This window comes from Frateuria sp. GZRe14 (assembly GCF_051900395.1).
Taxonomy (GTDB): Bacteria; Pseudomonadota; Gammaproteobacteria; order Xanthomonadales; family Rhodanobacteraceae; genus Frateuria_A; species Frateuria_A edaphi.
The window spans coordinates 2,513,331-2,533,658 of record NZ_JBHZGJ010000001.1 but is presented as its reverse complement, the minus strand read 5'-3'; the positions used below and the strand labels follow the sequence as shown (position 1 = coordinate 2,533,658).

Here is a 20,328-nt window from a genome sequence, read left to right as displayed (position 1 = left end):
CGTGACGACCGAACCCTCCGGCTTTTCCAACCATCTCCCCCGAGCTGCATCCGGGGAAGAAAGAGCTTTCCGGCCGCGTGCTAAAATCCGCCGGTTACCTCACCCACACCCCCCGAGGAAGCCATGCCCCAGCTCGCCCAGCGTGTCGGTCGCGCCAAGCCCAGCGCGATCATGGTCATCGCCGAAAAGGCCAGGCAGTTGAAGGCGCAGGGCAGGGACATCATCAGCTTCTCGATCGGCGTGCCCAACTTCCTGCCCGGCGAGCACGTCTACGCCGCGGCGCGCGAGTCGCTCAGCCACGACTCGGGCCAGTACGGCAGCAACCGCGGCGCCGAGCCGCTGCTGGATGCCTTCCTCAAGCACATCGAGGCGCTGGGTTTCTCCGGCTACGGCCGCATGAACCTTTCCATCGGCATCGGCGCCAAGCAGGTGCTTTACAACCTGGCCGAGGCGCTGCTCGACGAGGGCGACGAGATCTGCTTCGCGGCGCCGTACTGGACGACCTACCGCGACATCGCCGACATCGTCGGCGCGAAGATGAACGTGCTGCCGTGCCCGTCGACGCAGAACTACAAGCTCGCACCGGCGCAGCTCGAGGAAGCCCTCAAGCGCAAGCCGAAGGTGTTCCTCTTCAACAATCCGTCCAATCCGACCGGCATGGTCTACACGGCCGAGGAAATCGCCGCGCTGGCCGACGTGCTCGTGCGCTATCCGGATACGTGGATCATCACCGACGACATCTACAACTCGATGGTGTTCGACGGTATCGGCTACCACAACTTCGTCTTTGCCCGACCCGAACTGCGCGAGCGGCTGGTGTTCGTCGATTCGGTGTCCAAGACCTACGGCATGCCCGGTTGGCGCGTGGGCATGCTGGCCGGCCCCGAGTCGGTGGCCAAGGCGGTCACTACGCTCAATTCCAACCACATCACCAGCGTGCCGGAAGTGATCACCGCCGCGGCGGTGGCCGCCTTCAGCGGTCCGCAGGACGTCCCGCAGGCCAAGTGCGCCGAATTCGCCGCCAAGCGCGACGTCGTGGTCGCCGCGCTGCGCGCGATTCCCGGCGTGGTCTGCCCGCGCCCGCAGGGTGCGTTTTATGCCTTCCCGGACATCTCCGTCGCCTTCGGCAAGTCGCACAACGGCATGCTCATCAACAGCGACGTGGACGTCTGCGCGGCGCTGCTCGAAGCCAAGGGCGTCGCCTGCGTGCCCGGCTCGGCCTTCGGCGAACCGCGTTCGCTGCGCATTTCCTACACCTGCCCGACCGCCCAGCTGGAGCCGGGTTTGAAGCGCATCCAGGAATTCTTCGCCGAACTGGCGTGACCTTCTCGATTACCAGCCTTGGTGGGCCGCAGTCCACCTCTTGAACCTTAAGGAGTGAAGTGATGAAAGCCCCCGTCCGAGTTGCCGTCACCGGCGCCGCTGGCCAGATCGGCTACGCGCTGCTGTTCCGCATCGCCGCAGGCGACATGCTGGGCAAGGACCAGCCGGTCATCCTGCACCTGCTGGAGATCACCCCGGCGCTGCCCGCGCTGCAGGGCGTGGTGATGGAGCTCAACGACTGCGCGTTCCCGACGCTCGCCGGCGTGGTGGCTACCGACGACCTCAACGTCGCCTTCAAGGACGTCGACTACGCGCTGCTGGTCGGCGCCCGTCCGCGCGGCCCGGGCATGGAGCGCAAGGATCTGCTGGAAGCCAACGGCGCCATCTTCGGCCCGCAGGGCAAGGCGCTGAACGACCACGCCAAGCGCGACGTGAAGGTGCTGGTGGTTGGCAACCCGGCCAACACCAACGCGCTGATCGCCCAGCAGAACGCGCCGGACCTGGACCCGAAGTGCTTCACCGCGATGGTGCGCCTGGACCACAACCGCGCGCTGTCGCAGCTCGCGGAGAAGACCGGCAAGCACTCGACCGACATTAAGAAGATGACCATCTGGGGCAACCACAGCTCCACGCAGTACCCGGACATCCACCACGCCACCGTGGACGGCAAGCCGGCGCTGTCGCTGGTCGACCAGGCCTGGTACGAAAGCGACTTCATCCCGACCGTGCAGCAGCGCGGCGCGGCCATCATCAAGGCCCGCGGTGCTTCGTCGGCCGCCTCGGCCGCTTCGGCCGCGATCGACCACATGCGCTCGTGGGCGCTGGGTACGGAAGAGGGTGACTGGGTCTCGATGGGCATTCCGTCGGACGGCTCGTACGGCATCGCGCCGGGCGTGATCTACGGCTATCCGGTGACCGTGAAGGATGGCAAGTACGCCATCGTGCAGGGTCTGGAGATCGGCGATTTCTCGCGCGCCCGCATGGACGCGACCGACAAGGAGCTGCGCGAGGAGCGTGGCGGCGTCGAACACCTGTTCGCGAAGAAGTAAGGCTTCCGGGCCTGGTCAAAAAAGGGGCGGCCTTGGCCGCCCTTTTTCTTTTCCGGAGTGAGCAACGACGAAGCTTTCCACTGCTAGGCCGGAACTCCCCGCAAGCCCTGGCTGCTCACTCCAGCCCTCTCCCCGGAGGGAAGAGGGAGCGCGTCGGTAGCCGACCGGGATGCTTCGCGCGCCCGGAATCCACGCCCTCTCCCCTCTGGGGCGAGGGTTGGGGTGAGGGGCCACGCTTGCGACAGCGCATGGAAGTTCGGCGCATGCTCTTGGCAGTCACGCGGGAAACCTCCCCGTCACCTGCGCCGTCGCGAATGGCCGGTTGTGCGGGTGCGCCTATCCCATCGCCTCGATCGCCGAGCGCACATACGCAAGCATCGCCGGATCCACCGAACTGCCGCTGCGCAGATCCGGCTCGTTCGCGTAGGCCTCGCGGATGCGCGCGTGCGTGGCCGGATCGTCGCCGGCATAGGCGCGGAAGAGTTCCATCCAGCGCCGCGCCAACCGTTGGGCATGGGGATCGGTCGGCGGCACGCCCGCGTTAATGGCGCCACGCACTTCCGCAATGAGCGGCGGCCAGTCGTACATGTGAGCGCCGTAATTCGCGCGCATGCGTTCCATGTCCGACGGACCCAGGTAACGCTCGAAGATCACCAGCCTCGCGTCTACCAGTGCCCGCTCGATGAAACGCTCCAGCGCAGGCGTGATGCCGTTGCGTTCGCGTATCCCCGGCTCGTTGTCCTGCATCGCCTTCAGGCGGGTGATGAAGCCGGGGTTGTTGCACGTGCCCCGTTGGACCGCTTCCATCCACTGCAAGGCCAACGCATGCGCATACGGCGCCTCGGGCGTGACTCCGCGATCCATGGCGGCCTGTACTTCGCCGATCAGCGCATTCCAATGCGCCAATACATCCGGGTCGTTGTGCAAGGGCAGGCTTTGCAGCTCCTCGGGGGAGAAATATTTTTCGTACATGGTCATCAGTTCCAGCGTGTCCAGCCACTCGGCCAGGTCGGGAGACTGTCCGGCGGCCAGCTGCCCGCCAAGTGCAACCAGGCGGCTGCGCAGGCGGGCAGCGCGGTCGAGCTCGCGGTCGAGCTGGGCGATCTGGCGATCGATCAGCTCGCCCAGCGGTTGCTCGGGCCCGGACAGGACGGTTCCGATGTCGGCCAGCGGCAGGCCGAACTGGCGCAACGCCTGGATACGGTGCAGGCGTTCCACGTTGGTCCGGTCGTACAAGCGATAGCCGGCATCGGAGCGCAGCGAGGGCTTGAGCAGGCCGATGGCGTCGTAGTGGTGCAGCGTGCGGACGGTCAGTCCACAGCGGCGGGCGAGTTCGCCGACGGTCAGCGGCATGGTGGGTCTCCTCGGTGCGTGCCGGCAGGTTCCGGCCTCACGTTACGTGAGGGTCAAGCGCCGGGACAGGGGGCAAAGGCGAGCGGTGCGCTAAAATGGCCCTTTTCCCGCGGAGCCTTCCATGTCCCCCACCGCATCCCCCGGCGCCCGCTTCCGCGCCGCGCTGGCCGAAGAGCAGCCCCTGCAGGTGATGGGCGCGATCACCGCCTACGCCGGTTTGATGGCCAAGCGCGTCGGCTACAAGGCGCTTTACCTTTCCGGCGGCGGCGTGGCGGCCAATTCGCTGGGCATGCCGGATCTCGGCATCAGCACGATGGAGGACGTGCTTACCGACGCGCGCCGCATCGTGGACGCCACCCAGCTGCCGTTGCTGGTCGACATCGATACCGGCTGGGGTGGGGCATTCAACATCGCCCGCACGATCCGCTCCTTCATCAACGTCGGTGTGGCCGCCGTGCACATGGAAGACCAGGTGGGCCAGAAACGCTGCGGCCATCGTCCCGGGAAGGAAGTCGTGTCGAAGGCGGAGATGGTCGACCGGGTCAAGGCGGCGGTGGATGCGCGTACCGATGCGGGCTTCGTGATCATGGCGCGCACCGACGCGGCGGCCGTGGAAGGTATCGACGCGGCGATCGAACGCGCCTGCGCCTATGTCGAGGCGGGCGCCGACATGATCTTCCCCGAGGCGATGAAGACGCTGGACGACTACCGCCGGTTCAAGGCGGCGGTGAAGGTCCCGATCCTGGCCAACCTCACCGAATTCGGTTCCACGCCGTTCTTCACGACCGACGAGCTGCGCTCCGCTGGCGTGGACATCGCGCTCTACTGCTGCGGCGCCTATCGCGCGATGAACAAGGCGGCATTGAACTTCTACGAAACCGTGCGCCGCGAAGGCACGCAGAAGGGCATCATCGATACCTTGCAGACGCGCGAGGAGCTGTACGACTTCCTGGGCTACCACGCCTACGAGGACAAGCTCGACGCATTGTTTTCCAAAGAGAGCTGATCAGGCTCCCTGTAAAGCGCACCCTGTCCGCGACCGTTCTGCCGAACATCCGGTCGCCGCACAGGATGCACTCCTACAAGAGTCCCCGCCTGGCACCCAACCCTTGCATCCAGGAGATACCCGATGACCGAGCAAGTCCTCCCCAAGGCCAAGAAATCCGTTGCGCTGTCCGGCGTGCCGGCCGGCAATACCGCGCTGTGCACGGTCGGCCGCAGCGGCAACGACCTGCACTACCGCGGCTACGACATCCATGACCTGGCGGCCAAGGGCAGTTTCGAGGAAGTGGCCTACCTGCTGGTGCACGGCGTGCTGCCGAGCTGGACGGAGCTGCAGAACTACAAGGCCAAGCTCAAGCGCCTGCGCGGCCTGCCGGCACCGGTCAAGTGCGCGCTGGAGCTGTTGCCGGCCGCGACCCACCCGATGGACGTGCTGCGCACGGGCTGCTCGGTGCTGGGCACGGTGCTGCCGGAGAAGGAGGACCACAACGTTACCGGCGCGCGCGACATCGCCGACCGCCTGATGGCGAGCTTCGGCTCGATGCTGCTGTACTGGTACCACTTCAGCCACAACGGCAAGCGGGTCGAGACGGAGACCGACGACGAGTCGATCGCCGCGCACTTCCTGCACGTGCTGCATGGCAAGGCACCGAGCGAGCTGCATGCGCAGGCGCTGGACAAGTCGCTGGTGCTCTACGCGGAGCACGAGTTCAATGCCTCGACGTTCACCGCCCGCGTGATCGCCGGCACCGGTTCGGACATGTATTCGGCCCTCACCGGCGCGATCGGCGCGCTGCGCGGTCCCAAGCACGGCGGCGCCAACGAGGTGGCGATGGAGATCATCGCGCGCTACCGCAACGCCGACGAGGCGGAAGCGGACATCCGCGCGCGCGTAGAAAGGAAGGAAATCATCATCGGTTTCGGCCATCCGGTGTACACGGTGTCCGACCCGCGCAACGAGATCATCAAGGAAATCTCGCGCAAGCTCTGCACCGATGGCGGCAATCCGACCCTGTTCGAGGTCTCCGAGCGCATCGAGAAACTGATGGGGGACCTCAAGAAGATGTTCCCCAACCTCGACTGGTACTCGGCCAGCGCCTACCACATGATGGGCGTGCCGACCGCCATGTTCACGCCGCTGTTCGTCATCGCGCGCACCTCCGGCTGGAGCGCGCACGTGATCGAGCAGCGCCGGGACGGCAAGATCATCCGTCCGAGCGCGAACTACACCGGTCCGGAAGACCAGACCTACGTGCCGATCGAGAAGCGCTGAGCGCCCGACTGGAAGTCCCTCCCCGTCGGGAGGGACTTCGGCGGAAAGGGCTCGCGCTGCGCGCATCCCTTGCATGCGCCCCTGGTGGGCGATGCTCCTAAGGCATGGCCCCAAAGGGGACTCCCGCACAAGCATGCGATGGTCATGGATCGGCGCTGTCCACGGCCTGTCCACGGGGACGCTGGCTACCATGGCCCGCCATTCCGAGAGAGCCTCCGCATGCGACATCCCGCCAAGCGTTCGTCGTGGTCCCCGCTTCTTGTCCTGGTCCCGCTCGCATTGGGGAGCACCGCCGCGATGGCACAGGATTCCTCCCCCGTCCTGGACCGCGCCAGCGTGCGGCTGGGTGGCTACTACGCCGGCGTGGACACGGACGTCAGGATCGCCGACCCGAGCGACACGCTCAGCGGCACCATCAACCTCGAGGACGACCTTGGCTTCGACAAGAACAAGGCCGTGCCGCGCGTGCGCGCCGACTTCCTGTTCGGCGAACACCAGGGCCTGGCGCTCGACTACTACAACATCGACCGCTCCAGCCACCAGGTGCTCGCGCGCGACATCACCTATGACGGCGTGAACTACAGCGCCAACGCGGACGTCCGCGCCAAGCTCGATTTCAACTTCGGCAGCGTCGCCTGGCGCTGGTGGTTCGGACAGGGCAACGACGCCTATGGCGTCGGCCTGGGCGCGGGCTGGTATCGGGTGAAGACCGCGCTGGCGGGCGATGGCGCCTACGATCTGGGGCAGGGCGGCGAGCAGGTGGTATCGGTCGCCACCACCAGCAACGACAGCGCCTGGGCACCGATGCTGCAGCTGGGTTGGCGCCACATGTTCAACGACCAGTGGCGCATGTACCTGGACGCGTCGGGCGTGCGCAAGAACGGCGGCCGCATCAGCGGGCATATCTACAACGCCGCGCTCGGCGTGGAATGGTTGCCGTGGCGGAACCTGGGCTTCGGTGTCGAATACGGCTACAGCCAGATCAAGCTGCACTGGAACCGCAGTGCCTACGACGCGGACCTGGACATGACCCTTAGCGGACCGTCGGCGTTCGCGAAACTGCGCTGGTAACGGAAGGACCGCAGCCGCTCCGGTTGCGGTCCCTCGCATTCACCCCAGCCGGGCCCTGCGACGCTGGGCCAGCCAGCCGCCGCCGCACACCAGCGCGATCAGCAGGAGGTCCAGCGCGTAGCCTTGCCAGGGATGCGCATCGAACCAGCCGCGCAGCAGATGGTCATGGGCGATCATGCGGCCGGCGGTCCAGGCGATCGCGCCTGCGCCCAGGTAGACGATGAACGGGAAGCGCTCGATGAGTTTCAGGATCAGCGTCGAACCCCACACCACCAGCGGCACGCTGATCAGCAGGCCAAGCACGACCAGTCCCAGATGGCCTTTCGACGCGCCGGCGATCGCCAGCACGTTATCCAGGCCCATCAACGCATCGGCCACCACGATCGTGCGCAGCGCGGCCCAGAAGCTGTCGGCCGCACTGACTTCGTGTCCGCTTTCCGCCTCGGGCTTGATCAGCTTCCAGGCGATCGGCAACAGCAGCACGCCGCCGGCCAGCATCAGGCCGGGCAACTTGAGCAGGTAGACGACGACCGCGGTCAGCGCCACGCGTACGGCCACCGCGCCGAAGGTGCCCCAGAACACCGCTTTCCTCTGCAGCGCCTTGGGCAGGTTGCGCGCGGCCAGCGCGATCACGATCGCGTTGTCGCCGGCGAGCACGAGGTCGAGCAGGATGATGGCCAGGAGGCCGGAGACGAAATCGGTACCGCTGATGTCCATGCAAAGCTCCCGCGCGTGACTCATGGCGATGACGACGGACACGCGCACAGGCCCGTCGCCACCGCAAAAGTCTCGTTCGCGAAAGGCCTCGCCGGGGTGACCGGGACGCGAAGGCGTCCGTGATGACGATCACCGCACGGCACCGCGTGGAAAAACCGCGGTGCCGGAACTACTCCCCTTTGGGTGTGCGGCGATTGTCGAGGTGGCGCCGGCGACGGTCAAGCTCGGCATTGCCCTGCAGGCGGGCACCTGTGCGCGACCGCCATATCCAGCAGCCGCGCATGAGGCGCCCACCGGGAATGGAGCAACCATGCGGTCGGCCGGATACAATGGCCGTTTTTCATCCCGCGAGAAGCCCTCCATGAGCGCCCACGACATCCGTTCCGCCGTTCGCCCCGATCCCGACCAGCCGATGGTCGACATCGCCAACTACGTGGCCGACTACCGGATCGAGTCGAAGGAAGCCTACGACACCGCCCGCTACATGCTGCTCGATTCGCTGGGCACCGCGATGCTGGCGATGAAGTTCCCCGAGTGCGTCAAGCACCTCGGGCCGCTGGTGCCGGGCGCCAACCTGCCGGGCGGCACGCGCGTGCCGGGCACCAGCCACGAGCTCGATCCGGTGCAGGGCGCCTTCGCCATCGGCACCCAGATCCGCTGGCTCGACTTCAACGACACCTGGCTGGCGGCCGAATGGGGCCATCCGTCGGACAACTTGGGCGCGATCCTGTCGGTGGCCGATTATCTCAGCCGCAAGGCCGAGCGCGAGGGCGGCCAGCCCTTCACCGTGCGCGACGTTCTCGGCTACGCCATCAAGGCACACGAGATCCAGGGCTGCTATGCGCTCAAGAACAGCTTCAACCGCGTCGGCCAGGACCACGTGATCCTGGTGCGCCTGGCCTCCACCGCGGTCTCCACCGCTATGCTCGGCGGCTCCAAGGAGCAGATCACCACCGCCGTGTCGCACAGCTGGATCGACAACGGCGCGCTGCGCACCTACCGCCACGCCCCCAACACCGGGCCGCGCAAGAGCTGGGCCGCGGGCGACGCCTGCCGCCGCGCCGTGACCCACGCGATCAACGCGGTCTACCGCGGTGTGGTCGGTTACCCGTCGGCGCTCAGCGCCAAGACCTGGGGCTATTACGACGTGGCCTTCAAGGGCAACGCATTCGAGTTCGAGCGTCCCTTCGGCAGCTACGTGATGGAAAACGTGCTGTTCAAGATCAGCTTCCCGGCCGAATTCCACGCGCAGACCGCGGTGGAATGCGCCATGCAGCTGCACGCGCAGGTGGCCGGCAAGCTCGACCAGATCGAAAAGATCGTGCTTGAGACGCAGGAAGCGGGCGTGCGCATCATCGACAAGACCGGTCCGCTGGCCAATTACGCCGACCGCGACCACTGCATCCAGTACATGGTGGCGGTGCCGCTGATTTTCGGCCGCCTGACCGCCGAGGACTACAACGACGACGTCGCCGCCGACCCGCGCATCGACGCGCTGCGCGACAAGATGGAAGTGCGCGAGAACCCGCAGTTCACCAAGGATTATTTCGATCCGGACAAGCGCTACATCGGCAACTCGGTGCAGGTGTTCTTCAAGGACGGCACGTCCACCGAGAAAGTCTCCACCGACTATCCGATCGGTCACCGCAAGCGTCGCGCCGAGGGCATCCCGGTGTTGCTGAAGAAGTTCGAGGCGGCCCTGCGCGGCCACCTGCCGGCGCACCGTGTGAAGGCCATCCTGGACGCTGCCGCCGATCCGAAGGTGCTGGACGCCATGCCGATCCAGCGTTTCCTTGGGCTTTTCACGCTTTAACTACAATTAGCCGCGCCAATGGCATTGGGGCGGCAATGAAAACAGGCTAACGCCTGGAATGCCTTTCACGAAAAACCCGGTCCAAGCGGCCGGGTTTTCTCGTATTCACGCCATTTCGACGCCATTCGGGCGGCAATGGGCGTGGGGCTTTGCTGAACAAGGCCTCACCGGGGGACCTGCGCCGTTGTGAGAACGGCTTAACGGTTTTGCTACACTCGTGCCGCTTGCCCGTAGGGACTAAAAGCGAGGGGGCGGCTCAAGCTTCCGGAAGTCAAAGTGAGTTTGACGCGCGGTCCGTATGAGGTGAAACGGCTGCGAACACCAATAATTGAAGGAGACACCTGATGAAACGTAAGGGCTTGTATTTCCTTATTGCCTTGGCCCTGGGCGGCGTAGGTGCCGTTCACGCGCAGGACAATACCGCTGACGCCGCCGCCGATACCGCCCCGATGACCACCACGGGCGATTATGACGGCCGTTGGTATATCGCCCCGACCATTGGCGGCTACTACAACGATACCGATCGCAACACCAACAGCCGCCAGTTCTACTACGGGCTCGGTATCGGCCGTTTCATCGCTCCGAACGCTTCGATCGACCTGTTCATCGACCGCACGCAGCGTGACCGCGATGCCGCCGTGGGCGGTGGCAACTGGTCCAACAACAACTTCGGCGTCACTGCGCGTTTCTACGGTGGCGACTGGAATGCCTGGCGTCCGTATGTTCTCGCCGGCGTGATGGGCAGCTACCACCAGAACGCGATCGACGATGGCTGGTCGCCTGCCGCCCAGCTGGGCGTGGGCGTGTCCAAGACTGTCTCCGACAGCTCGGACATCCGCATCGAGACCGGTTACCGCTACGACTGGGACGACAAGAGCCAGCCGACGGAAGACGGTTACGGCGACTGGTTCCTGGGCTTCAGCATCGTGTCGCGCTTCGGCGAGCCGGCTGCCGCTCCGGAACAGGCTGCCCCGCCGCCGCCCCCGCCGGCCAATGACTGCTCCACGCAGGACAGCGACAACGACGGCGTGAACGACTGCGAAGACAAGTGCCCGGCCACCGCCGCCGGCACGATCGTCGGTCCGGACGGTTGCCCGCAGAAGGTCGTGATCGACTTGCGCGGCGTCAACTTCAAGTTCGACCGTCCGTCGAAGGGCGAAACGGACATCAGCAAGGCGCTCGCCGAGCCGACCTCCGACTCGCTGGCCATCCTCGACCAGGCCGTCGATACCCTGCAGCGCTACCCGCAGGTGCACGTGACTGTCGCCGGCTACACCGACTCGGTCGGTACCGACGCCTACAACCAGTCGCTGTCGGAGCGTCGCGCGAAGATCGTGTACGACTACCTGACCTCGCACGGCATCGATGCCAGCCGCCTGGAAGGGCCGATCGGCCACGGCGAAGCCGACCCGATCGATTCGAACGACACCAACGATGGCCGCGCGCGCAACCGCCGCACGGAGCTGCAGGTCCAGCAGTAAGCGGAACTGCCATGCAACAGGAAAAAGCCCGGCGCAAGCCGGGCTTTTTTTTTTCTTACCGGATAAGGGGAGCGTAGTCATCTCCACGCATCCGTGCGTCGCAACCTCTCTCCGCGGGAGCGCACAGGGCGCGACCGCCAAGCCACATGCAACCCCATGGTCTCGCCCAAAGGCGCTTCAAGGATGAGTGCATATTCCCCCGGGTGGTGGCGGCCCGCACTGCGACTTCAGCCGGAGGTTGCCGGGTCCGCCTTGCGGACGCGTCAGTCGCGCCGGCTGAAACGGTAATGGCCGACCAGCCATTCGTGGCCGTCGTCGTAACCGAACAGTTCCGCGCAGGCCATCCAGAACATGCGCCAGCGCTGGTGCCACAAGGCGGCGGCGGACTTGCCGTAGGCATCGGCCAGCACTCGCAGCACCTGCCCGCGGTTGGCATCCTGGCGTTCCAGCCAGGCGTTGGCGGTGCGCTGGTAGTGGGTGCCGGGAAGACGCCATTGATCCTCGATGACGAGGTGCTGCTGGAAATGCAGGAAGGTATCGGCCGCGGGCATCAGCCCGCCGGTAAAGAAGTGTCGCCCCATCCAGTTGTCGCCACCGGCCGTTTCGAACGGATACATCAGTTCGCGATGGCAGAAGATGTGCACGAACAGCTTGCCATCCGGCCGCAGCCATTGCGCGACCTGCTCGAACAGGCGCTGGTAGTTGCGCACGTGCTCGAACATCTCCACGGACACGACGCGGTCGAACGCCGCCCCTTGCAGCGCCAGGCGGTTGACGTCGCAGGTGATCACCGTGACGTTGGCCAGTCCCCGCTCACGACAGCGCGCCTCGATGTGCTCGCGCTGCAGGCGCGAGTTGGAGACGGCGGTGATGCGTGCGCCAGGATAGCGTTCGGCCATCCACAAGGTCAGCGAGCCCCAGCCGCAGCCCAGCTCCAGGATGTCCTGGCCGTCGGCCAGCTGCGCGCGACGCCCGTAAAGCCCGAGCATCGCTTCCTCGGCCTGGTCCAGGTTCTCGGTGCCGAGCGGGTAATAGCAACTGGAGTATTTCAGCCGCTTGCCCAGGCAGAGCTGGAAGAACGGCGGGGGCAATTCGTAGTGCTGCGCGTTGGCCGCGTCGGTATGCAGCGCCAGCGGGCTGTGGCGCAGCTCATCCAGCAGGGCGCGGAAGCGCTCCCAGCTCGCCTCCACGCCGCCCTGGCGCTCGTCGCGCAACCGCTGGGCGCACAGGCGGCGGATGCCCAGCCGCAGCAGGGCGTCGGGAACCAGCCCGCGCTCGGCGAGCTGGATCAGGCCGCGCTCCGGGACGGCGGCGATGGGCGCGTCGAGCACGAGACTATCGGTCATGGCGGGGATCCTTGGGGAACCAGGGGAAGAACGGGCTGGTGCGGCGCTGGTAGTCGCGGTAGTCCTCGCCGCGGCTGCGCAGGGCCTGCGCTTCGGTGAACGGGATGCCGGTGACCCAATACAGCGACACCAGCATCAGCACGGGACCCAGCAGCGCCAGCCACCAGAGCATCGAGCCGACCGCGAGCAACAGGTAGGCGAACCACTGCAGCCACTCGAAGAAGTAGTTGGGATGACGCGAATAGCGCCACAGGCCCCCCCGGCAGGTAAGGCCGTGGTGGGCGGGATCGGCGCGGAAGCGTGCCAATTGGCGATCGGCGAGGCTTTCGCCGCCGATGGCGAGGAGCCATACGGCGATGCCCAGGCTGTCCCAGCCCGACCAGGGCGCGCGATTGGCGGCCGCCGCCAGCAATGGCAACGAGAACAGCGCAACCAGCCAGGCCTGCGCCTGGAAGAACAGGAAGAACTTCACCTGGTTGTCGTGCCAGTGTCTGCGCAGATGGCGATAGCGGCCGTCCTCCGCTTCACCCAGGATGCGCAGGCCCAGGTGCCATCCCAACCGGGCGGCCCACAGGCTGCCGAGCAGCGCCACGGCGAGACGGCGGTCGGGCAGTCCCTCGCCCGACGCGGCGTAATAGAGCGCGCCGCCGCCCAGACCCGCCGTCCAGATCGCATCGACGACACCCGCGTTGCGCGTTCGCCGCTGCACCATCCAGCCCAGCGTCATCGCGAGGGCGCTTGCCGCCCAGACCCAGACGGGCTGATGCCAGAGTTCAGACGTGGACATGCGTTGCCGTCCGCGAGCGTGTTTGGTGTTCGATGGTCATGGCCAGGCGCAGCAGCAGGGGAAGTACGAACGCCCAGCCCAGGGCAAGCGCTCCTATCGCGACCACGACCCCTTGCGGAAATCCGACCGCCTGCCAGCTGCGGGCTGCTGCAACGTAGGCCAGTGGCGCTCCTGCGGCGCCGAACGCCATCGCCAGCAGCCAGCGTCCCTGCAGGAATCGCAGGCTGTGCCGCAGCGTCAGGGCGAACGCGGCCCACAGGGTGATGATCCACGCCGGGGCGGCGTGCCCCGACGGGAAGGGCGAGGCATACTCAATCGTCCCGGTGGCCGCGTAGAGCGAATCGAGCACTGTCCCGCAGCCCGCGGCGGCAAGCAGCAGCCACGCGTCCAGCCGTCCGTCGCGACGGCGCAGATGGATCGACGCGAACGGCAGGAGCGCCAGCGGACCAAGCCAGGCCCGTTCGTGCGAGGCGCCCCAGACGGTGGCCAGCCACACAAGTTGGTAACCGACGATGTTGAACCAGACGTTCATCGCAGGCCCAGGTCCGGCAGGTAGGACTCGCGCCGGCAACCTGGCCGGGTCAGCAGCATCTGTACATCGCCGATCGAACGCTCGCGGAAACCGCCTTCGCAATAGGCCAGGTAGAACTCCCACATGCGGATGAAGCGCGCGTCGTAGCCGGCCGCCAGCACGTCGGCGCGGCGGGCCATGAAGCGTTCGCGCCACGCCTTCAGGGTGAGGGCGTAGCTCGGGCCGATGTCCTCCAGGTGGAACAGGCGCAAGTCGCTCGAGCGGCGCGCAGCCTCCAGCATCGCGCTCACCGCCGGAATGAAGCTCCCCGGGAAGATGTAGCGCTTGATGTAATCGACCGACTTCAGCGCCTGCGCGTAGCGGTGGTCCTCGATGGTGATCGCCTGGATCAGCGCCAGGCCGTCGTGTTCCAGCAGGCGCGTGATGGCGGCGAAGTACGCTGGCATGTACGCCGCGCCGATCGCCTCGATCATCTCGATCGAGACGAGCTTGTCGTACTTGCCCGAGAGATCGCGGTAATCCTGGAGCAGCACGGTGACGCGATCGTCGAGCCCGGCGTTCCGCACGCGCTGGCGTGCCAGGTCGTACTGTTCCTGCGAGATGGTCGTGGTGGTGACGCGGCAGCCGTGATGCGTGGCTGCATGCACCGCGAAGCCGCCCCACCCGGTGCCGATCTCCAGCACGTGATCGTCGGGGCCAAGCGCGAGCTTCTGGCAGATGCGCTCGAGCTTGCGGCGCGAGGCCGATTCGAGCGATTCGTCCGGCCGGGCGAAGATCGCCGAGGAGTACATCAGGTCCTCGGAGAGGAACAGGCCGAACAGCCGGTTGCCCAGGTCGTAATGCGCGGCGATGTTGCGCCGGCTGCCGTTTTTCGTGTTCCGGTTGAACGCGTGCCACGCCTTCAGCGCCAACCCGCCAAGCCGCGCCAGTCCGCTCTCCATGCCATCGAGCAGGTCGCGGTTGCGCACCATGATGCGGACCAGCGCCACCGGATCGTCGCAGCGCCACAGGCCCTCGATATAGGCCTCGCCCGCGCCGACGCTGCCGTTGGCGGCGACCAGGCGGTAGAAACGCGGATCGTCGACCTGCAGTTGCACGCGCAGCAGGGATTCGCCTTCGGCCGGCTGGCCCAGCTCGACGCGGCCGAGTGCATCGACCAGCACGAGCCGGCAGCCGCGCAATTGCACCATCTGCGCGAGCAGGCGGGAGCGCAAGGCGCGGTCGAGTGCGCCGTAAGTCGCGGTCGGCATCCGCTCCGCTTCCGTTGCCCCGGTCGGCAGGTCGGCATGGTGGAGCGCCTGGTCGAGGGTGCCGGCGACGGCGCGCTCGTCGGATGGGCTCAGTTCCAGATCCATGTCAGGTCCCGTGGTGGCGTGGATGGTCGTAAACCGGATTGCGCTTGAGCCAGAGCCTGAGCGCCTCCCAGTGGATGGCGGCGACGACCTTCAGGGTCATCAGCGGGAAGCGCCACAGCACGCGGGCCAACTGCGTGCCGTCGAAGGGGCGGCGCTGGAGCACGAGCGTGGCGTCGAAGTCGCGGGCGCCGCTGCGCAGCACGTTCATGTGCACGCGCAGCGCTTGCGACGGCTCGGAGAAACGCCAGTCGTAGGCGCGCTCCATCGGCATGAACGGGGACACATGGAAGGTCTTGTTGAAGCGCCAGGCGTGCACGCTGCCGTGTCGCTCGCCCTCGCCCAGCGGCAGCACGTAGGCGTGGCGCTCCTTCCAGGGCGTGTTGGTGATCTCGGCGAGGATCGCTTCGAGCGTGCGGCCATCGGCGCCGTAGCAGTAGTAGAAGCTGACCGGGTTGAAGCAGTGCCCGGCGTAGCGCAGGTGGGTGAGCAGGCGGATCGGTCCCTCGGGACGGCGTCCGGTGTGCTCTGCCACGCGGCGGCGAACCGCCTCGTCCAGCGGGAGATCGGTCGGTCCGAGGTAATCGCCGCGGCGGAACTGGGCCACGTTGGCGCGACCGTACGACCACAGCCAACGACCTTCGAACAACCGGGGCAATTCGGCCAGGTCCAGGTAAAGCATGGCAATGCGGTAACGGAACGCATGCGGCCGCGGCGCGAAGCGGCGGTGGCGCACCCACCCTTCGTAGACCGCGCTGGCGAGCGGTGCATCCATCACCAGCGCACTCCAAGCGCTTTGGCCACGGCGACCGCGCTGCGCATGCCGTCTTCGTGGAAGCCCCAGCCCCAGTAGGCGCCTGCGTACCAGAGCCGGTCGACACCCTGGATGTCGGCCTTGCGCCGCTGGGCGGCGACCGCGGCGTGGGTGTATTCCGGGTGTGCATACGTGAGCCGGCGCAGGATCTTCGCCGGGTCGATCCGGTCAGTGCAGTTGAGCGACACGCAGAAGGTTTCCGGTGCCTGGATAGACTGCAGGAGGTTCATGCAGTAGGTGACCGTGCAGGCATCGTCCCTGTCGCCTGGCACCAGTGCATTCCAGGCCGACCACGCGCTGCGCCGGCGCGGCAGCAGGCGCGTGTCGGTGTGCAATACCGTGTCATTGGACTGGTAGGTGATTGCACCGAGCACCTCGCGTTCGGCCGCGCTCGGCTGGGCCAGCAAAGCCAGGGCCTGGTCGCTGTGGCAGGCCAGCACGGCCTGGTCGAAGCGTTCGGATCCAGCCAGGCTCTGCACCTCCACGCCGCCGACCGCCGGCCGGTGCACGGCCAGCACCGGGCAGGCGATCCGCTCGCGCACCCGCCAGCGCATGCGCAGCGCGTCGACGTAGCGGCGGGAGCCGCCACTGACCACCCGCCATTGCGGCCGGCCTTCCACCTGCAGCATGTGATGGTTGGCCATGAAGGCGACCAGGTATTTGGCAGGGAAGGCGAGGATCTGCCGGGAGGGCGACGACCACAGCGCCGAGGCCATCGGCACCAGGTGATCGTCCCGGAACGCCGCGCCATAGCCTTGCCCGGCGAGGTAGTCGCCGAGCGTGGGGCCTTCGCCTGCCTGATCGAGCAAGGCAGGTGCCTCGCGGTAAAAGCGGTAGATGTCGCGCACCATGGCGAGGAAGCGGGGCGAGACCAGGTTGCGTCGTTGACAGAACAGGCTACGCAGCGAGGCGGCGCCGTATTCAAGTCCGCTGCGCTCGTTGCGCACGGCGAAGCTCATCGTGGTCGGCTGCGACAGCACGTCCAGCTCCTCGAGCAGCCGGCCGAGCAACGGGTAGTGCTGCCGGTTGAAGACGATGAAACCGGTATCCACTGCGTAGCGGCGTCCGCCGAGCGCCACGTCATGGGTGTGCGTATGGCCGCCGATATAGGCATTGGCCTCGTAAAGGGTGACCTCGTGCTGGCGCGAGAGCAGCCATGCACTGGCCATTCCGGCGATGCCTGACCCGATGACCGCGATACGCATGGGTCAGTCTCCGCGGCGCTTGAGGCCGGCCGGGACCGCCTTCAGTTGGCTCACCACGCCGAGGAGGGCGAGCAACCGCAGCAGGTAGAAGGTCAGGTCCACCTCCCACCAGCGGAAGCCCTGCCGCGCGGAGCCGGGGAAGAAATGATGGTTGTTGTGCCAACCTTCGCCAAAGGTGAGCAATGCCAGCAGCCAGTTGTTGCGGCTGTTGTCGCGCGTGACGAAACGCCGGCTGCCGAAGCGGTGCGCCAGGGAGTTGATCGTCACGGTGACGTGGAAAAGCACGATGGTCGATACGAAGAAGCCCCACACCAGCAACTGTGGGCCGTCCGTGCCGAGCTCAGGGTGCGTCGTGCGCAGCCGGTCCCCGAGCATGAACAGCCACACGGCCAGCGCTACCGGTACCAGCAGGTCGAAGCGGTCGAGCAGGCGCAGTTCGGGGAAGCGCGCCAGGTCCGGGATCACTTTCCAGTCGGTGCGGAAGCCGCTGCGGCTCAGGAACCAGCCGACGTGGCTGCGGAAGAACCCATGTTGCACCGGGGAATGCACGTCCGCCGGGGTATCGGCGTGGCGATGGTGGTTGCGGTGGTGCGCGGCCCACCACAGCGGCCCGCGCTGGACGGCACTGGCGCCGATCACCGCGAAAGCGAACTGCACCGGGCGCGAGGTTCGGAAGGCATGGTGCGAGAAATAGCGGTGGTAGAAGGCGGTGACCGCGAACATCCTGAGCGCGTAGAGCCCCACCGCCACCCAGAATGCGAACCACGAGAATCCCACCCAGAGCACGCCGACGCAGGCCACGTGCATGCCGATGAACGGCAATACGCGCGCCCAGTCGATGCGATCGTCGTCGGACGCCTCGACGGCACGGGTGTCGAACCAGCGGAGCACGCCGGTCGCCAGGCGTCGGGCGAATCCGGGTACGGCAGCTTGAGCGGTTTCGTTCATGGGTGGCCCTGTCGATGCGTCTTGCCCATGTGAATACGGACGAGCCGCACAGGCGGATGCACCGTCAGGCTTGCCGCGGTTCCAGCGCGGTCGATACGCTTCGCCGATGCCCCCGCCGCGCCGCCCTTCGACTGCCTCCGTCTCCACCGGTCCCCGCTACGGATTGGCGCGGGTCCTGTCCAAGCGTGGCGTGTGTTCGCGCAGCCAGGCCGAGCAGTGGGTACGCGCGGGCAGGGTGGCGATCGGTGGCCGCGTGGTGCGCGATCCGGAATGCCCGACCGCGCCGGAGCAGGGCGGCATCACCGTCGATGGCCAGCCGATCGGCGGGACGACGCCGGTCTACGTGATGTTCAACAAGCCGCGCGGACTGGTCGTCAGTGCGGCGGACGAGCGTGGACGCGCCACTGTCTACGACGCGCTGGCTGCGGCGGGATTGCCCTGGCTCGGGCCGGTCGGGCGGCTGGACAAGGCCAGCGAGGGCTTGCTGTTGCTGAGCAACGACACGGTGTGGGCGGCCGGCATCACCGATCCGGCCACGCACCGCGAGAAGACCTATCACGTGCAGGTCGACTGCGTCCCCGACGCGACGTTGCTGGCTCGCTTGGGCGAGGGCGTGATCGACCAGGGCGAGCGGCTTGTCGCTCGACGGGTCGACCTGCTGCGCACCGGGGAGAAGAACGCATGGCTGGAGGTCGTGCTGGACGAGGGGCGCAACCGGCACATCCGGCGCCTGCTGGCGGCGCACGGCATCGGCGTGCTGCGGTTGGTGCGCGTGGCGATCGGCAACCTTGCTCTGGGCGAGCTGCCCAAGGGCCAGTGGCGCCACCTTTCAGCCGAGGAAGTCCGGGCGCTGCGGCTCGCTTGAGCCCTCTAGCCCTCCCAAGGGGAGGGCTTGCTGCGGGGCCGGGCTCGCGGAGTAGCCCGATCTGAACATGGTACGCGGGCGCTTTCGCAAGAGCGCCCTCCCACCAGCCCTCTCCCCGAAGGGGAGGACTCGCAAGCTCAGATCACGCCCAGCTGCTTGCCGATCTTGGTGAACGCCGCGATCGCCCGGTCCAGGTGCTCGCGGGTGTGCGCCGCGCTCATCTGCGTGCGGATGCGGGCCTGGCCCTGCGGCACCACCGGGTAGAAGAAGCCGGTGACGTAGATGCCTTCCTCCAGCAGCGCCGCGGCCATCGCCTGTGCCTTGGGCGCGTCGTAGATCATCACCGGGACGATTGGGTGCACGCCCGGCTTGATGTCGAAGCCGGCGTCGGTCATCGCCTTGCGAAAGTAGGCCGTGTTCTCCTGCACGCGCGTGCGCAGCTCGCCGGCCGAGACCAGCATGTCGAACACCTTGATCGCGGCGGCGACCACATGCGGTGGCAGCGAGTTGGAGAACAGGTAGGGCCGCGAGCGCTGGCGCAGCAGCTCGATCACTTCCTTCGGTCCGGTGGTGAAACCGCCCAAGGCGCCGCCCAACGCCTTGCCCAGCGTGCCGGTGAAGATGTCGATCCTGTCCATCACGCCGTGCACCTCGGCCGAGCCGCGGCCGGTGGCGCCCAGGAAGCCGGTGGCATGGCATTCGTCGATGTGCACCATCGCACCGTACTTCTCGGCCAGGGCCGTGATCTTGTCCAGCGGCGCGATGAACCCGTCCATCGAGAACGAGCCGTCGGAAGTGATCAGCTTGGTGCGCGCGCCGACGGCGTCGGCCGCCTGCAACTGCTGCTCCAGGTCAGCCATGTCGCTGTTGGCGTAGCGGAAGCGCTTGGCCTTGCACAGGCGGATGCCGTCGATGATCGAGGCGTGGTTGAGCGCGTCGGAGATGATCGCGTCCTCCTCGCCCAGCAGCGGCTCGTACAGGCCGCCGTTGGCGTCGAAGCAGGCGGCGTAGAGGATGGTGTCCTCGGTGCCGAAGAACTCGGCGATCTTCGCCTCCAGCTGCTTGTGCAGGTCCTGCGTGCCGCAGATGAAGCGAACCGAGGCCATGCCGAAACCGTGCGTGTCCAGCGCTTCCTTGGCGGCGGCGATCACGTCCGGATGGTCGGCCAGCCCCAGGTAGTTGTTGGCGCAGAAGTTGAGGACCTTGCGGCCATTGGCCAGCGTGATCTCCGAGGACTGCGGTGACACGATGATGCGCTCGCCCTTGAACAGGCCCTGGTCACGGATGGAGTCCAGCTCGGCGGCGTAGCGGTCACGGGCGGTATAGGTCACGAGTGGTCTCCGATCTGAGGTAAATGGCCTGGGCTTGCGACGCCGCCTGGCCGTCATTCCCGCGAA

The 20,328-nt window shown here is 66.8% G+C and carries 18 protein-coding genes; 8 read left to right on the top strand and 10 right to left on the bottom strand.

The genetic code is table 11. The features are described 5' to 3' along the window. The first annotated feature begins 123 nt into the window (after window positions 1-123). Together ACFWZ1_RS11570 and ACFWZ1_RS11565 are read left to right on the top strand one after the other, a co-directional pair. Complete coding sequence (locus tag ACFWZ1_RS11570) at window positions 124-1,323, top strand: pyridoxal phosphate-dependent aminotransferase (protein WP_439666507.1); 1,200 nt, start codon at window positions 124-126, stop codon at window positions 1,321-1,323. Window positions 1,324-1,385: 62 nt separating this feature from the next. After that, window positions 1,386-2,372, top strand: a complete 987-nt coding sequence (locus tag ACFWZ1_RS11565; protein ID WP_439666506.1) for a malate dehydrogenase — start codon at window positions 1,386-1,388, stop codon at window positions 2,370-2,372. 336 nt (window positions 2,373-2,708) lie between these two features. Here the strand turns inward: ACFWZ1_RS11565 and ACFWZ1_RS11560 are convergent, their stop codons facing one another. Further along, window positions 2,709-3,725 (bottom strand): MerR family transcriptional regulator, encoded by a 1,017-nt coding sequence (locus tag ACFWZ1_RS11560; RefSeq protein ID WP_439666505.1) that lies wholly within the window; start codon window positions 3,723-3,725, stop codon window positions 2,709-2,711. Between the two features lie 121 nt (window positions 3,726-3,846). On the opposite strand from ACFWZ1_RS11560, the gene prpB reads away from it, so the two are divergent. The 3 genes from prpB (at window position 3,847) to ACFWZ1_RS11545 (ending at window position 7,071) form a co-directional block, all read left to right on the top strand. Then, on the top strand, window positions 3,847-4,731 hold the full coding sequence (gene prpB, locus ACFWZ1_RS11555; RefSeq protein WP_439666504.1) for a methylisocitrate lyase: 885 nt from the start codon (window positions 3,847-3,849) through the stop codon (window positions 4,729-4,731). A gap of 123 nt (window positions 4,732-4,854) precedes the next feature. Next, entirely contained in the window at window positions 4,855-6,000 is a 1,146-nt protein-coding gene (prpC, locus tag ACFWZ1_RS11550) for a bifunctional 2-methylcitrate synthase/citrate synthase (RefSeq protein ID WP_439666503.1), read from the top strand. A gap of 297 nt (window positions 6,001-6,297) precedes the next feature. After that, the gene (locus ACFWZ1_RS11545) at window positions 6,298-7,071 is read left to right on the top strand and encodes a porin family protein (protein ID WP_231320751.1); all 774 of its coding nucleotides are present in this window, start codon (window positions 6,298-6,300) and stop codon (window positions 7,069-7,071) included. A 39-nt stretch (window positions 7,072-7,110) separates the two neighbouring features. On the opposite strand, the gene ACFWZ1_RS11540 is transcribed toward ACFWZ1_RS11545, so the two are convergent. Next, window positions 7,111-7,788, bottom strand: a complete 678-nt coding sequence (locus ACFWZ1_RS11540; RefSeq protein WP_439666502.1) for a TerC family protein — start codon at window positions 7,786-7,788, stop codon at window positions 7,111-7,113. A 361-nt stretch (window positions 7,789-8,149) separates the two neighbouring features. On the opposite strand from ACFWZ1_RS11540, the gene ACFWZ1_RS11535 reads away from it, so the two are divergent. Together ACFWZ1_RS11535 and ACFWZ1_RS11530 are read left to right on the top strand one after the other, a co-directional pair. Further along, complete coding sequence (locus ACFWZ1_RS11535) at window positions 8,150-9,601, top strand: bifunctional 2-methylcitrate dehydratase/aconitate hydratase (RefSeq protein ID WP_439666501.1); 1,452 nt, start codon at window positions 8,150-8,152, stop codon at window positions 9,599-9,601. 344 nt (window positions 9,602-9,945) lie between these two features. Beyond that, window positions 9,946-11,082 (top strand): OmpA family protein, encoded by a 1,137-nt coding sequence (locus ACFWZ1_RS11530; RefSeq protein ID WP_231320748.1) that lies wholly within the window; start codon window positions 9,946-9,948, stop codon window positions 11,080-11,082. Between the two features lie 263 nt (window positions 11,083-11,345). Here the strand turns inward: ACFWZ1_RS11530 and ACFWZ1_RS11525 are convergent, their stop codons facing one another. The 7 genes from ACFWZ1_RS11525 to ACFWZ1_RS11495 all read right to left on the bottom strand — a co-directional run bounded on the left by ACFWZ1_RS11525 (window position 11,346) and on the right by ACFWZ1_RS11495 (window position 18,066). Next, window positions 11,346-12,428, bottom strand: coding sequence for an SAM-dependent methyltransferase (locus ACFWZ1_RS11525; protein WP_439666500.1), 1,083 nt, complete (start codon window positions 12,426-12,428; stop codon window positions 11,346-11,348). Further along, window positions 12,418-13,215, bottom strand: a complete 798-nt coding sequence (locus ACFWZ1_RS11520) for a DUF1295 domain-containing protein (protein WP_439666499.1) — start codon at window positions 13,213-13,215, stop codon at window positions 12,418-12,420. The genes ACFWZ1_RS11525 and ACFWZ1_RS11520 overlap by 11 nt, the downstream gene beginning before the upstream one ends. After that, complete coding sequence (locus ACFWZ1_RS11515) at window positions 13,202-13,747, bottom strand: DUF2878 domain-containing protein (RefSeq protein WP_439666498.1); 546 nt, start codon at window positions 13,745-13,747, stop codon at window positions 13,202-13,204. The genes ACFWZ1_RS11520 and ACFWZ1_RS11515 overlap by 14 nt, the downstream gene beginning before the upstream one ends. Continuing rightward, complete coding sequence (locus tag ACFWZ1_RS11510; RefSeq protein WP_439666897.1) at window positions 13,744-14,997, bottom strand: class I SAM-dependent methyltransferase; 1,254 nt, start codon at window positions 14,995-14,997, stop codon at window positions 13,744-13,746. Before ACFWZ1_RS11510 ends, ACFWZ1_RS11515 begins: the two co-directional genes overlap by 4 nt. A gap of 106 nt (window positions 14,998-15,103) precedes the next feature. Next, on the bottom strand, window positions 15,104-15,874 hold the full coding sequence (locus ACFWZ1_RS11505; RefSeq protein ID WP_439666497.1) for a DUF1365 domain-containing protein: 771 nt from the start codon (window positions 15,872-15,874) through the stop codon (window positions 15,104-15,106). After that, on the bottom strand, window positions 15,874-17,118 hold the full coding sequence (locus ACFWZ1_RS11500; protein ID WP_439666496.1) for an NAD(P)/FAD-dependent oxidoreductase: 1,245 nt from the start codon (window positions 17,116-17,118) through the stop codon (window positions 15,874-15,876). Before ACFWZ1_RS11500 ends, ACFWZ1_RS11505 begins: the two co-directional genes overlap by 1 nt. Before the next feature lie 3 nt (window positions 17,119-17,121). Continuing rightward, on the bottom strand, window positions 17,122-18,066 hold the full coding sequence (locus ACFWZ1_RS11495; protein WP_439666495.1) for an acyl-CoA desaturase: 945 nt from the start codon (window positions 18,064-18,066) through the stop codon (window positions 17,122-17,124). Window positions 18,067-18,172: 106 nt separating this feature from the next. Here ACFWZ1_RS11495 and ACFWZ1_RS11490 point away from each other — a divergent pair, with 106 nt between their 5' ends. Further along, window positions 18,173-18,931, top strand: a complete 759-nt coding sequence (locus ACFWZ1_RS11490) for a pseudouridine synthase (RefSeq protein ID WP_439666494.1) — start codon at window positions 18,173-18,175, stop codon at window positions 18,929-18,931. Window positions 18,932-19,068: 137 nt separating this feature from the next. On the opposite strand, the gene kbl is transcribed toward ACFWZ1_RS11490, so the two are convergent. Then, window positions 19,069-20,262, bottom strand: a complete 1,194-nt coding sequence (gene kbl / locus ACFWZ1_RS11485) for a glycine C-acetyltransferase (RefSeq protein WP_439666493.1) — start codon at window positions 20,260-20,262, stop codon at window positions 19,069-19,071. Between the last annotated feature and the right edge of the window lie 66 nt (window positions 20,263-20,328).

Coding starts and splice junctions, on each gene's coding strand:
- ACFWZ1_RS11510 (WP_439666897.1), bottom strand. CDS start 14,997: ATGCCGACCGCGACTTACGGCGCACTCGACCGCGCCTTGCGCTCCCGC.
- ACFWZ1_RS11545 (WP_231320751.1), top strand. CDS start 6,298: ATGGCACAGGATTCCTCCCCCGTCCTGGACCGCGCCAGCGTGCGGCTG.
- ACFWZ1_RS11535 (WP_439666501.1), top strand. CDS start 8,150: ATGAGCGCCCACGACATCCGTTCCGCCGTTCGCCCCGATCCCGACCAG.
- ACFWZ1_RS11540 (WP_439666502.1), bottom strand. CDS start 7,788: ATGGACATCAGCGGTACCGATTTCGTCTCCGGCCTCCTGGCCATCATC.
- ACFWZ1_RS11515 (WP_439666498.1), bottom strand. CDS start 13,747: ATGAACGTCTGGTTCAACATCGTCGGTTACCAACTTGTGTGGCTGGCC.
- ACFWZ1_RS11560 (WP_439666505.1), bottom strand. CDS start 3,725: ATGCCGCTGACCGTCGGCGAACTCGCCCGCCGCTGTGGACTGACCGTC.
- ACFWZ1_RS11505 (WP_439666497.1), bottom strand. CDS start 15,874: ATGGATGCACCGCTCGCCAGCGCGGTCTACGAAGGGTGGGTGCGCCAC.
- ACFWZ1_RS11565 (WP_439666506.1), top strand. CDS start 1,386: ATGAAAGCCCCCGTCCGAGTTGCCGTCACCGGCGCCGCTGGCCAGATC.
- ACFWZ1_RS11500 (WP_439666496.1), bottom strand. CDS start 17,118: ATGCGTATCGCGGTCATCGGGTCAGGCATCGCCGGAATGGCCAGTGCA.
- ACFWZ1_RS11520 (WP_439666499.1), bottom strand. CDS start 13,215: ATGTCCACGTCTGAACTCTGGCATCAGCCCGTCTGGGTCTGGGCGGCA.
- ACFWZ1_RS11530 (WP_231320748.1), top strand. CDS start 9,946: ATGAAACGTAAGGGCTTGTATTTCCTTATTGCCTTGGCCCTGGGCGGC.
- ACFWZ1_RS11525 (WP_439666500.1), bottom strand. CDS start 12,428: ATGACCGATAGTCTCGTGCTCGACGCGCCCATCGCCGCCGTCCCGGAG.
- prpB (WP_439666504.1), top strand. CDS start 3,847: ATGTCCCCCACCGCATCCCCCGGCGCCCGCTTCCGCGCCGCGCTGGCC.
- ACFWZ1_RS11570 (WP_439666507.1), top strand. CDS start 124: ATGCCCCAGCTCGCCCAGCGTGTCGGTCGCGCCAAGCCCAGCGCGATC.
- ACFWZ1_RS11495 (WP_439666495.1), bottom strand. CDS start 18,066: ATGAACGAAACCGCTCAAGCTGCCGTACCCGGATTCGCCCGACGCCTG.
- prpC (WP_439666503.1), top strand. CDS start 4,855: ATGACCGAGCAAGTCCTCCCCAAGGCCAAGAAATCCGTTGCGCTGTCC.
- ACFWZ1_RS11490 (WP_439666494.1), top strand. CDS start 18,173: ATGCCCCCGCCGCGCCGCCCTTCGACTGCCTCCGTCTCCACCGGTCCC.